Source organism: Tangfeifania sp., assembly GCF_055108615.1.
In genome coordinates this window covers 1-13,540 of the sequence record NZ_JBSQIC010000019.1, presented here as the reverse complement: position 1 = coordinate 13,540, position 13,540 = coordinate 1, and the positions used below count along the sequence as shown (strand labels likewise).

The 13,540-nt window shown below is 43.5% G+C and carries 7 protein-coding genes; 1 reads left to right on the top strand and 6 read right to left on the bottom strand.

Annotated elements, in window-relative coordinates; genetic code table 11:
- The first annotated feature begins 6 nt into the window (after positions 1-6).
- Entirely contained in the window at positions 7-1,086 is a 1,080-nt protein-coding gene (fbaA, locus tag ACTCNA_RS06200; protein WP_462947033.1) for a class II fructose-bisphosphate aldolase, read from the top strand.
- A gap of 158 nt (positions 1,087-1,244) precedes the next feature.
- On the opposite strand, the gene ACTCNA_RS06195 is transcribed toward fbaA, so the two are convergent.
- From ACTCNA_RS06195 to ACTCNA_RS06170, 6 genes are all read right to left on the bottom strand, one after another.
- Positions 1,245-4,637, bottom strand: coding sequence for a 3-keto-alpha-glucoside-1,2-lyase-like domain-containing protein (locus ACTCNA_RS06195; RefSeq protein ID WP_462947032.1), 3,393 nt, complete (start codon positions 4,635-4,637; stop codon positions 1,245-1,247).
- Positions 4,638-4,697: 60 nt separating this feature from the next.
- A complete protein-coding gene (locus ACTCNA_RS06190) occupies positions 4,698-5,969 on the bottom strand; it encodes a Gfo/Idh/MocA family oxidoreductase (RefSeq protein ID WP_462947031.1) in 1,272 nt (423 codons plus the stop codon).
- 293 nt (positions 5,970-6,262) lie between these two features.
- Entirely contained in the window at positions 6,263-7,198 is a 936-nt protein-coding gene (locus tag ACTCNA_RS06185) for a 3-keto-disaccharide hydrolase (protein WP_462947030.1), read from the bottom strand.
- 18 nt (positions 7,199-7,216) lie between these two features.
- Positions 7,217-8,515 carry a Gfo/Idh/MocA family protein gene (locus ACTCNA_RS06180; protein ID WP_462947029.1) on the bottom strand — a complete coding sequence of 433 codons (1,299 nt, stop codon included), beginning with the start codon at positions 8,513-8,515 and terminating at the stop codon, positions 7,217-7,219.
- 81 nt (positions 8,516-8,596) lie between these two features.
- The gene (locus tag ACTCNA_RS06175) at positions 8,597-10,195 is read right to left on the bottom strand and encodes a RagB/SusD family nutrient uptake outer membrane protein (RefSeq protein ID WP_462947028.1); all 1,599 of its coding nucleotides are present in this window, start codon (positions 10,193-10,195) and stop codon (positions 8,597-8,599) included.
- A 22-nt stretch (positions 10,196-10,217) separates the two neighbouring features.
- Positions 10,218-13,133, bottom strand: coding sequence for a SusC/RagA family TonB-linked outer membrane protein (locus ACTCNA_RS06170; protein WP_462947027.1), 2,916 nt, complete (start codon positions 13,131-13,133; stop codon positions 10,218-10,220).
- Positions 13,134-13,540 lie beyond the last annotated feature (407 nt).

The window sequence follows — 13,540 nt, the reverse complement described above, 5'->3', positions numbered from 1 at the left end:
AAAATTATGGGAAAAATAGCTGATGCTGTAAAACCGGGTGTTGTAACCGGTTCCGACGTACAATACATTTTCAGGGTAGCACAGGAAAATAAATTTGCGCTGCCTGCTGTAAACGTTATAGGTTCATCATCGATTAACGCTGCAATGGAAGCTGGCAAAGCTGCCAATGCACCAATTATTATTCAATTCTCGAATGGCGGTGCCGCATTTAATGCAGGCAAAGGTTTGAAACTCGAAGGGATGCAATCGGCCATTTTGGGGGCTGTTGCCGGAGCAAAACATATCCACACGCTGGCCGAAGCTTACGGAGTACGTGTGATTTTGCACACCGACCACGCAGCAAAAAAATTACTGCCCTGGATTGACGGACTGCTCGATGCCGGTGAGAAATATTTCGAAGAAACCGGAAAACCACTTTTCAGCTCGCATATGCTCGATCTTTCGGAAGAAACACTGGAAGAAAACATGGAGATCAGTAAAAAATACCTCGAGAGAATGAGCAAAATGGGAATGACACTCGAAATTGAGCTCGGTATTACAGGGGGTGAAGAAGACGGCGTTGACAATGCTGATGTTGACAGCTCGAAGCTCTACACACAGCCCGAAGAGGTATTTTATGCCTACCAGGAACTGAAAAAGGTGAGCCCGAACTTCACAGTTGCCGCCTCGTTTGGTAACGTGCACGGTGTTTACAAACCGGGTAATGTAAAACTGCAACCGGTGATTCTGAAAAATTCACAGAAATACATCAAAGAAAAACTCAACCTCGACGATGACTTCCCGGTTGATTTTGTTTTCCACGGTGGTTCAGGTTCATCGCACGAAGAAATTCGCGAAGCCATTGATTACGGTGTAATTAAAATGAACATCGATACCGATACGCAGTGGGCATTCTGGGATGGCGTGCGTGCTTACGAAGCTGAAAAGCACGACTACCTGCAATCGCAAATTGGTAACCCGGAAGGGGAAGACAAGCCAAACAAAAAGATTTACGACCCGCGCGCATGGCTGCGTAAAGGTGAAGAATCGATGATTGCACGCCTGCAGAAAGCTTTCGAAGACTTGAATGCAGTTAACAGCTTGTAATAAGAAAATTAAATTTAGATTTTAATATAAAAAGGGTGTCACTCCGCGTGATGCCCTTTTTTTGCATTAATTGCTTAAAATAAGGTTGATTTATTTTTCCAAAAATAAAACGGGGCTCCCGAAAGGAAACCCCGTTTAAATATAGAACAAATTAACACTTATTCACTTAAGTCTTTTATCCTGATATTCCTGAATTTCAGCGGTGAACCGTGCCCCAGGAACCCGATGTAACCTTTTTCGCGGTCGAGGCCGGGATGTGATTTTCCGTCGAGTGTACCGTTTTTGCTGGCTTCGTCAATGTTGCCTTCCAGGATTACTTCCCCGTTGAGCGTAATTTTGATGTCGTTTCCTTTCAGCACCACTTCCTGCGTGTTCCATTCGCCCACGGGTTTCAGGAACCCGCGTTTGGCAGGAATTACGCCGTAAACTGAGCCATGATATTGGTATTCGTGCAGGTTGGCGTAAATTGGCGCGGTGTTGTCCAGAATTTGCAACTCCATGCCCACATAAGCAGCATCGCCCTCAAGCGGTGCCCGAACTCCGAGCCCGTTGTTGGCACCGGGAGTCAGTTGAAATTCGAACCGGAAAATGAAATCGCTGTATTCTTTTTCGGTGTACAAATTTCCGTGTCCTCCCCTTTTCGGGTTCACCACCAGTTCGCCGTTTTCGGCATAATAATCGGTTTTATTACCCTGCCATCCGTCCAGGTTGCGGCCATTAAACAGCGATACAAACCCTTCGGCTTTTTCTTTTTCTGTCAGGCCAATTTCATCGGTATTTATCTCTTTCACATAAATATCGCGGAAAGCCAGGTTTGTTCCGTGGGCCTGCAATTCAATCGGGCCGGTCGGAAAAATCGGCTGACTGCGGTCCCAGTAATTTTCAAGCGGAACGTTATCCACTACCAGTTCGCCGTTGAGGTAAACAGTTACATTTTCGCCAATCATCGTAATGTGGAATGTGTTCCATTCACCTACCGGATTGTCGGCTACTTTCAGTGGTTTGCTTTCGTATTTTTGGTTGTTATACAAGCCACCCGAGCCAACCTGTGCACCAACTTCAACGCGCGATGTATCCCAGATTTGCACCTGTGGTGTTCCGCGCAAATAGATGCCGCTGTCGCCTTCTTTGGTGATGCGCCAGTCCACAATTAGTTCAAAATCGCCGTAGTCTTTTACCGAAACAAGGTTTGCTCCTTTTCCACTAAAAACAATGGTATTGTCTTTTACAGACCAGAATTCATGCAAATTCTCATTGGCTTCTTCCTGTTTACGCGCCAATTCTTCTTCGCTCATTTTTGCACGCGAAATCGGGTTGCCAACCAGGCCTTTCCAACCGTCAAGATTTTTGCCGTTAAACATGGCAACAAATCCTTTCTCATCAGGCATTTCGGCCAGGTAATTTTTTACCCGGATGATGTCGTATTCGCTCTCTTCACCTTCCAAAACAGAAGCTACGCGATTTAACAATTCGCGTACTTTCTCGCCGGTAAAACCGTTCTGTCCGTTATTGTCGGGCAGTGCAATCCGCATGATGGAGCGTGCGGCAGTTTGCTGCAAATCACTGTCATTTAGAAAATCTTCGAGATAAACCATCGAAAGGAACGTTTTCAGGTTGCCAATCGATTCAATGACGCTTCGTTTTTCATTGACAGTTTCTGCGTACGGCATAATTTTCCGGTACTGCAGCAGTTTTTGTGCATCGGGCAGCGGAGTGCTGCGCACCTGACGAATGAAACTGGCAAATGCCTGTTCGCGGTACTCGCCGGAAGCAGTTTGGCAAATTTCGTACAACGATGCCGCAGCCGAATAATCTTTCCAGTTGGTAAGCGCTTCAAAAGCAGCATTTTTCAATGTCCCTGATGAACTTTCAAAATAACCGACAACAGTTTCCAACGCAACATCTCCGCCAACTTCGGGCAGAATGGCAACGATTCGTTCTTTTTTGCTGGTGCGGTCGAGCGCCTGCAGCAACTGACCATTTTCAGTACTTTCAATATCAACATCTTTAATGGCCGCCACAATTGCCGCCTGAACCGCCTCAATTTCATTTTCATTCTGAACCGCCAGTAACTTGTCAATTAGATTATTGATGTTGTCGTAGGAAGAAACATTTTGAAGTGCAGCAAATGCGGCTGCTCTCACCTCATCTTTTTGCGTGTCAGTCAGCGCATAAATTTCATCGAAATACTGGCTGCCCGATTTAGCGCCGATAATTTCCACAAATGCAGCTTTCACTTCACCGCTGGTTTCACCGAGTTGTGCAGCAACCGGTGCCAGGTGCGCTTTGTCGAGCAGTTGAAACAATGCAATTTTTGTAGCTGTCAAATCATTGCCTTCTGCCAGGTGAGCAATTAAAACAGGAACAGCTTCCGTGCCCTGCAATTTTACGAGCGCAGTAATTGCTTCTTCTCTTACAACTGGCACTGATGCGTCGAGATTGCTTTTTACAAAATCCACCGCGTATTCATCGCCTCTTCGTCCGAGCATGCTGATAATTTCGGCTTTTACTTCGGGGCTGGCCGACTTTGCTTTTTCAACCCACTGGCGGGTAGCTGCAATTCCGCCCAAATCTTCTGCCAGGTTTAATGCAGCATAGCGAAACGGTTTGCTGCTGTTATCCATCGCATTGAGCAACAGGGGTAAAGCTTCGTAGCCAAAATGTTTGGTGGATATAGCAAGCGCTTTTGAATAATTATGCAATTTTTCTCCTGCTGAATTGGCTTTAAAAACGGCTTTAAGCGCTTTTTCAGACAGCTTGAGTTCATTGTTTTCAGCCAGCCTGCCGGCATAGTTCAAAAAAGCATCTGCCGCATGAGTTGGTTCATATTCAAAATCAACATCTTTTGCTGCATCGAGCATTAATTTGTAAGAATCCGGTTGACCTATAGCGGCCAAAGCTTCCAGCGAAACTTTTCTTAATTCCGGGTTTTTGGTATCTGCCAAACGGGTAATTTCAGGCAGAGCGGTTTTGCAATTCAACTGCCCCAGTGCGCGTACCAGTGTTACCTCTGTTTTTTCGTTTGCATTCGAAAGCCCCGAAAGCAGCGCCATTGCAGCTTCCTTGTTTCCAATCGATAAAAGCGCCTGGGTGGCAGGTTCAGCCAAATCTTCATCGGCCAGATAAACCTGTAATGTTTTCACAGACTCTTGGCCGCCTACCAGGTTGAGTTGATTCATCAAAAAAGTGATGACTTCATTATTTGTTTGTTGTTGGATTGCATTGAGCAACGCCGTTTCAACATAGCTGCGTTCTTCTTCCCTTCCAAAATCGCTGGCATAGCGGGCCACGCTGTTGATGGCAAACCGAACTGCAGTGTCATCGCCAACTCCTGCCGGAGTGAGCAATTCGGCCATTTTTCGGAAACCTTCCGGACCGAGTTCAACAATTTCAGCCATCACCCGGTCGCGATGAATCAAATCGTTGGTGGGCATCTGCGCCAGTATGTCGGCCACTTTGGTATCCAGTGTCCGGTTATCCTGTGCAAAGCTGCCTGCCGAGAACAGCGCAAAAATCAGGATTGCTGTATATTGAAATATTCTTTTTTTCATCTTTAATTTCGTCTTTATGTTGTTATTTCTTTAAAGTCCCCTTTGGGGATTTAGGGGCTTCTAAATTGACCACGGTGCCCGCATCGGTTGATTAATCATTTGGTTGGCACCTTCATCTTCGATAAATTCAAGTTTATCGGGATTGAAATTCAACGTGCGTCCCAGCCTTACTGCTGTTATTCCCAGGTTCACCAGTGTTGCCGACCAGAATCCGTTGGTTTCATTCAGGGCAAATTTTTTACGGGTTTTTACCGATTCGGAGAAGACAGAAATCTGCGGTTCCGGGTCAGGCAGGGTTTTCAGGAACGACTGCAGGTTGGGAATATCAGACCTAAACCCGCGATAAATTTTACCGTTGGGGCCTTCAATGTAAGCCGCATCTTTGTCTTTGTTTTCACCGTCGAGAATAATCTGGCAGCCATCGGCGTAAGTGTATGTAATCCTTCGCCACGAGCCCACTGCATCGTAATGTTGCTGCGGGGCATCCACTTCAATTTTCACCGGAGCGGTGCCGTCTTTTCCGAGCAGGTACTGCACCGGGTCGAGGTAGTGCTGCCCCATGTCGCCCAGTCCGCCGCCGTCGTAGTCCCAGTATCCGCGGAATTTAGAGTGAACACGTTCCGGGTTGTACGGTTTGTAAGGAGCCGGTCCGAGCCACATGTTGTAATCGAGGTTTTCCGGCACGGCCATTGGTTTCAGGTTGTGTTCGCCACTCCAGTAAAATTTCCAGTCGTAGCCGGTTACCCCGCTCACGGTAAATTTCAGCGGCCATCCAAGGATTCCACTGTCAATCACTTTTTTCAGCGGTTTTACATCGGTTCCCAGTCCGTAGAACGTATCTTTAAACCGGAACCAGGTATTCAGGCGGAACATTCGGCCGTGTGCATTTACGGCTTCCATCACTTTTTTGCCTTCGCCAATGGTGCGGGTCATCGGTTTTTCGCACCAAATATCCTTGCCGGCTTTGGCTGCTTCAACCGACATGATTCCGTGCCAGTGCGGCGGAGTGGCAATGTGTACAATGTCCACTTCGGGCAGGTTCACCAGTTCCCTGAAATCGTGAATTTTTTTCACGTCGTAACCAATCTGGTTTTGTGCCAGTTCCAGGTGCTTTGTGTCCACATCGCAAATAGCCACCACGCGGGTGCCTTCGTAGGGAATATGGCCGCGGCCCATTCCGCCCACACCAATAATACCTTTTGTAAGTTGATCAGACGGAGGAATAAATCCGTTTCCTCCCAATACATGGCGCGGAACAACGGTTAATCCGGCTCCGGCAACCAATGCGCTTTTCAGAAATCTTCTTCTGGATGATTTTTTATCGAAACTCATTGTATTGATTTTATAAGTATTTTAAATTGAATTCGACTTCTTTTCGGAAATAATTCCAAAGATAATATTTGCTTTTGAAAAAAATAAAAAACTTTTGCGACAAAAACCTGATGGCACTTCAAATAGATTAATATTCAATGATTACCAGTTTTTATGACTATGCTTGAACTTATTCAGTTTTACAAAAAATAAATGTGACAAATTTGAAAGGGCTAAATTATTTGGAAAATTTGGGATATGTAAGATAACACCAAATTTCATCCAATAAACGCATTTTGGTTCAGTAATTTTTTTTAATTTTCGTTTTTTGTCATTTTTAGCAACCACTCAAGGTATTGAGAAGCACTAGCTTCTGAACAATTTCTTAAGCTTTTCTCCAGTCTTTTGGCAACTGCATCTTTTTTTGCTCCTGAGCTATCGGGAGCGGTTGATTCGGCAACAAGGTCAAAAAGCACTTGTTTGGCCCCGCTTTGTGCCACCGGACTTTTAGCGGAAAGCAATTGAGCAAGCGGCTCAATCATGGGAGCTCCAATTTTAAGGGCAGCTTCATGGGCTGGTTTTCTATACCGGGCATCTTCTTCAAAAAAACCTGCCTTCACATACTCCGGCTCCAAATCGAGATTTCGGATAGAAATATTCCTGAAACGGGCAGATTCTCCTTTTTTACTGTGGTTCGACTGAAACCCGATTGCACCGGTAATATGTTTATTTTTCATGCTTCCCACCGTATCGATATCTGCCTCGGTAGCTACTTGCCCGTCAACCGAAACAGTAATTAGGTTCCTGTCGCACCTGATTTCCATTTGGTGCCAGATTCCGGTGGTTTCGTCGGGACGGTTGGTAACAGCTACATGTCCGTAAAGTGACCCCGTGCAATGTAAATCATCGCGGTAGGGTGTCCAGGGTGCCAAAAGCTGCACCTCCACGCCAGTCTCCCAGGGATTTTCGTGATTGCAACGGATTAAAACACCGCTGTTTCCTACCTCTGAGAGCAGGTATTCGAACCGAAAAATATAATTGGCAAACGCTTCTTTTGTAAAAATATCGCTGCCGTTGGATGGTTCGGCAACCATAATACCATCAATTACTTCAAAACCGGGCACTTCACCGGGCATTGTCCAGCCCGTAAGGTCTTTCCCATTGAAAAGGGAAATAAATTGCTTGTGTTCCTGTGAAAATCCCCCAATTGAAAATGCTAAAATTATTGCAAGAGCTAAGATTCTTTTCATCAGAATTGATTTTTGATGTTAATAATCCGGAAGTTTCCAGGGAGAACGGTATTTTCTTGCCAGTAAAAAGTTGGCCGCAGAGTCGTTTTTGAATTCTTCCCGGGTACTGTCCCAGCTGAGTTTACGTTTCAGCCTGAATGAAATAAGTGCCAGGTGCATGGGAAGCGTCATTTTTCGGGCATACTCCAGGTTGCTTTCGGGTTGATTACGCAATTTTACAGCATCGAGAAAATTACGCTGGTGCCCCGGCGATCGGGGTAAAGTTTTAGGAACCTCTGGCAAATCAGAAAAAGTTTCGTTCCCGATTTTAATGATGCGATTTTCATAATCGCAGGTCAGTGTGCCTTTTTCGCCCTCGAAATGAGCCCCAATGTGCATATTTTCAGCATTGGGCACCTGGGGTGGTTTGGTGGTCCAGAAAACGTCCAGGTCTTTGAATTTGAAGTCCACGTCAATCCATTTTGGGGTGTCGGCAATACCGTCGTCGGGAACTTCGCCGCGTGCATCAATGGAAGTCAGGTTTTCCGGACTGACTGACATGTACATGATATCGGCAATGTGGCACCAGAAATCGGCAAAAACACCGCCTGAATAATCGAAAAAGCTGCGAAAGGTACCATGGCATTTAACCGGGGTATATTCAGAATAGGGAGCCGGGCCGAGCCACATGTCCCAGTCGAGATGTTCGGGAGGCGTTTCGTTGGGAGGAAAACCCAGTCCTTTTGTTCCGCCTGTTTTCCACAACCTGACCGTGTTTATTTTTCCCAATGCGCCCGATTGTATGATTTCGGCTACACGGTGGTAATTTTCGCCGGCATGAATTTGCGTCCCCAACTGAAAAATACGGTTGTGGTATTTCATTGCTTCCAGCATCACTTGTCCTTCTCTGGGGGAGTACGACAAAGGTTTTTCGCCATACACGTCTTTACCCGATTCAAACGCCATAATGGCCACCATCGCATGCCAGTGGTCGGGTGTGGCACAGGTAACCACGTCAATATCTTTTCTGTCGATGATATACCTGAAATCAGAATACAAATCAGGGTTTGCTGACGGATTGCGCGACTGGAGCAGCTTTTTTGCATCGTTTAGCCGGAGTTTGTCCACATCGCAAAGTGCAATTGTTTCCACATCGGGAAACGCAGAAAACCAGCGGATGTGCGAACTGCCCATATTTCCGGTGCCAATATGTGCCACTCTGATTTTGTCACCAGGAGTTATTTTTGTGATGGCATTTGTTGCCAACGGTAACCCCACCAGGCCGATGCCTGTTGTTTTTAAAAATCTTCTTCGGTTTATTTTAGTTATTGGTTTCATTCGGTGCAATTTAGCTAAAAAATAAAAATTGAAAAAGAGGGTCAATTTTTTTCATTAACCCTCTTTTGTGCTATAAATTTATTAATAACCCGGATTTTGCCTTAACCCCGGATTAACCCGTAAACTATTTTCATGGAAAGGCCATAAATAGTTGTGAGAGTTGAATGACCTGTCTTCGATTTTCAACGATACCAGCTGTCCGTTTTCTTTTCGGGTATGGCCCAATGCGGGTTGATTTAATACCTCTTCGGCAGTGTGCCATCTGATGATATCGTTATACCGCAATCCTTCGGCGGCAAATTCAACTCGACGTTCATTCCTTATTAATTCAATCCAGTCTTGCTGGCTGTATGAATCATACTTTGGCAGCGTAACATCCGCCTCGCTCATATCCAAACCTGCCCGTTCTCTAACCTGGTTTATGCAGCTTTTGGCCAGCTCATCTACATCGTTCATCATGATTTTTGCTTCTGCATATGTTAGCAATACCTCGGCATAACGTAAAAAAGCAAATTCCATATTTCCACTGCTCTTAAATGCATCGGCTTCCGAAACATACTTTTTGAACCAATATCCTGAGCTACTTGCACGTTGGTTTTCGTAGAACATGGGATTATTTTCATTGTAAATATCAATGGTATCACCATAGAAAATATCGCCGTGCCCCATTATACTTGAACTGTAGCGTGGGTCACGATTAAGCGATGGATTTAATTCGTATTCTTCTTTTGAATGTAATGGGCAATCGTTGATTGGATTACCCTGTAGGGTCCAATAGGAATCAACCAGCGATTTTAGCGGAACGAGATAAGACTGACCGGGACCTGTGCGATAGTGCGGTCCGAGATCCCTGAAACCATAGGTTGCCCTGTTTCCGTTACTTTCCCTGTTCAGGTGCATAATAAATTCGTTATTGTTTGAACATGCCTCATATTGGAATAGATCGCCATAAACAGGATGCAACGAATAATTTCCACTATCCATAATTTCTTTAGCCAGCCGTGCTGCAAGTTCGTACCGTTCGTTATACAGTGCATAACGCATGGTCAGCGCTTTGAGTGAATATTTATTAAACATGTATTTGTCAGTAGTATATTCTTCGGCAGGTAATCTGCTGGCTATTTCTTCGGCAAGAGGGAAGAGTTCATCTAAAATTTCCTCTTTTGGCGTAGCTGGCTGAGTGGCATCAGCTAAATCGGCAGGTTCCAGGTGAAATGGCACATCACCCCAGCGGAAAGTCAATTTGAAGTAATGCCAAATGCGTAATGCTTCAAGAATACTCTTGTATTTTTGTCGTACAGACTCATTCTCAACATAAGGCACATCGGCATTAGCAATAAAAGTGTTCAAACGCCCCAGGTGTTTCATCTGTAACTCGTAATAATAGAGGAAAGCATCTGTATTGCTATTGAAGTTGCCATTTGCCAATCGTTGGTGGTGGTCTCCCTCAAGTCGGCTGTAGGCATTGTCCGATTTACCGTCATGCATGTAGATCATGGTCCTTCGGTTTGATGTTAAAGTAAAAACATCAAGGTAGCTACTGTAAATCACTCTTCGCAGGTCTTCTTCATCATTGAAAAATTCAACAAATGAAGTGGCTGTGGGATCTCTTTTATCCAGAAAATCTTCGCATCCAACTAACGTAGTTGTTATAAGCAGAATTAATATTATTTTTTTCATCTTGAAAAATCTATTTAAATTTTTAAAATATTGTTGCTTTTACACCGATACTATATGTCGCCATCCTTGGATAATTGCCATTTCCACCATTTCTTTCAGGTTCCAGCCCTTCCCAGTTGGTAAAGGTGATGGCATCCTGGGCATTGACATAAAAGCGTACGTTTCTGATATTATCCCCTATTTTTGGTATAGAATAACCTAACTGGATGGTTTTCATCCTGAAAAATGAAGCGTCACTTAACCATACATCGCTAAGGCGGGCATTTGTGCTTGAACCTGTCCATACGCGGGGGAAGCGGCTGTTCTGATTATCAGGAGTCCAGCGGTTTTCCATGTAATATTCCCGGGGAGCCCCCAGTGAATTACTTGAACCATCCATTAATACAGGATAACCTTCCATTCCGTTCAAACGACCGGTACGTTTACCAACACCCTGACCAAGGATTGAAAAGTCCCAGCGCTTATATTGCAGATCGATACTTACTGAATAATTATAATGCGGGAATGGATCGCCAAGAATTACTTTATCCTGGTCATTTATAATTCCATCGTTGTTTTGATCGACATATTTGATGTCACCCGGAAGGGTATTGGGCAATTTGGCCTCGGTTGCTTCTACATCAGCTTCGTTGCTGAAATAACCATCACTTTCATATCCGTAATAATTATCTACCGGAATTCCCTTAAACCAAATTTTATCGTTATTATTTTTGAAAATTAAGGTATCAGATTCTGCATAACCGGCTTTCAAAACCTTGTTTTGATTGTCAAAAACCATCGCGCCAATACTATAGGAGAATTCACCTATTTTGTCTGACCAGTTTGCAGAAACTTCCCATCCTTTATTTTCAACTTCACCAATATTAACTGAAGAAGTTAGATAATATGACCCAGTGAGTGGCGGGACCGGGAAATCAGAGTAAATTAAATCATAAGAATACTTATTGTAGGCATCAAATGTGATGTTCAGCCTGTTTTTGAGGGTGGTAATATCAACTCCCAGGTTGGCCTGGCGTTGTTTTTCCCATGTAAAATCTGGGTTGGGCACACGCATTGTCCAGCCCCAGGTATTCACAATTTCCTGCCACAAATAAGGTGAAACGTTTTCATTTCCAATTAAACCATACGAAGCACGTATTTTAAAATTATCAATAATTCCCTGGCTTTTTAGTGATTCCATAAAACTTTCGTTATGAAGGTTCCATCCCAAAGATGCCGAGGGGAAGAATCCCCAGCGTTTGCCTGGCGCAAATTTACTGCTGCCGTCGGTTCTCACTGTGGTTTCTAAAAGATAGCGGTTATCAAAAGAGTAGTTTAATTTTCCGAAAAATGAAGATTTCGCAATTTCCCGGTAATCGGTGTAGGTATAATTCATTATTTCAGAACCAACTACTAAATAAATTTTATCCTGTTCCTGGCGTAAGTTTTTTTCGTAGTTCAGAAGGCCTCGTGCTGTAATTTGACTCACACTTACCCCCTGAGAAGCCCCTACTGCATTTGACCAAACATCGACAGGTTTGCCATCGCCATCAAAAAATTTAAAGGTTTCCCTTTTATATTTATCCGCTGATTTATTAATCATATACGACACATTACCTGAAATATGCAGATTGTCATTAATGTAATATCTTGGTCTCAGGTTGATTGTACTTCTGTCGTGCAGGTTGTTTTTTGTTCCTCCATATTTAATTGAAGCCATTGGGTTCATGTTATTATGAAGAATATAATGGTCTTCAATGTCTAAATTTTCTTTGTCATAGAAAATGTCTTGTGTTGGGTTCATTCGCCAGGCAATTTGATAAAGGCCATGGCCATCGTCGTTGGCATAAAGCCGGTCAACCTGGAGCCTGTGGGCATAGAAATCGGCAAGGAGCACAAAACGATCAGCAATATTAATGTTTGTGTTAAATCGTGCACTAAATTTCTGTGTCCCTTCAATAGTATTTAGTCCACTTTCTTCCACGTATCCTAACATTAAGTTGAATGTGCCGACACCCCCACCACCGGAAATGTTTGCCGAAGTATTATGCGAGTAAGCTGTTTTCTGCATAACGGCATCCAGCCAGTCGGTGTTGGTATAATTGCCGTTATCAGCCATTGAAATTTCTTCTTGTGTAAAAAGAGGCTCTTGTCCCTGCATTTGCCTGGCTTCGTTATTTAGGCGCATGTAATTGGAGGAGCCTACGAAATCGGGCAAATCAATTGGTTTTTGAAAAGCCGCCCAACTGTGCAGGTTAACTTTGAATTCACCGGTGCTACCGCGTTCTGTTTCAATAATAATTACACCGTTGGCCCCCCGGGAGCCATACATCGAAGCAGAAGCCGCATCTTTCAATACGCTGATACTCTTAATCTGATTTGGATCGATATCGGTTAACGATTGTTCCATTCCGTCCACAATTACCAGTGGTTCAGCGTCCTGTAAGGTGCTAAGCCCTCTGATAGAGATTGTACCCGGCACACTACCCGGCAAGTTGCTCCCCTGCATAAGTGTTGCACCGGCTACGGTACCACTAAATGCTTCCTCGAGCTTAAATATAGGACGGTTTTCTACTTTATCCATTTCAACCGTTTCAACGGATGAAGCAAGGTGTTGTCGCTCAACCGAGTTGTAACCCATGACCACAACTTCGCCCACATCAATGTTGTCTTCTATAAGTACTACATCAATCTGTGTTTTACCAGCTGTGTTTATTTCATTGTCTTTATATCCAAGGCTACTGAAAATAAGTGTAACATCTTCATTAACTGATAATTCGTATTCTCCCAGTTCGTTGGTTGCAGTCCCTATTGTTGCACCTTTGATAACCACATTTACGTACGGAATGGGGTCTCCTTTTGTATCAGTAACGGTACCATGTACCGTTTTTTGTTGCGCCCATCCCTGAAAAGCGAAAAACAAAAATGCTAGTAACGTTATAATTTTCAACTTATTCATTGATTTAATCTTTAAAATTTAAATTGGATTTTATTTACTCAAACAAGTTTGTGTAAAATTTTGAAAACATGTTTTAATCTGAATTTTACTCTTTTCGAACAATTTTTTAATGTTTTTTACCAAAAATAGATTTTGGCTATTTTTTCATAGCTACCTCCTTCCTGTTTTTTATGTTATTTAACTAAGCTTTTCTATGGGGTATTATTGTTAAGTGCTTGAACTGAAATTCTTTCTAAATCCATGCTTCTTTCTTTTGTTTATGTTATTGCAAAGAGGGCATAAAAATAATAAACTTAAACATATTTTAACCTTAAATCCGCAAAAAAGTTATTAACAAAAGCAACCAAAACATTGTGTATAAATATTTTACACAACATTTGGCTGCTGAAAAATTTCACCTATTTTAG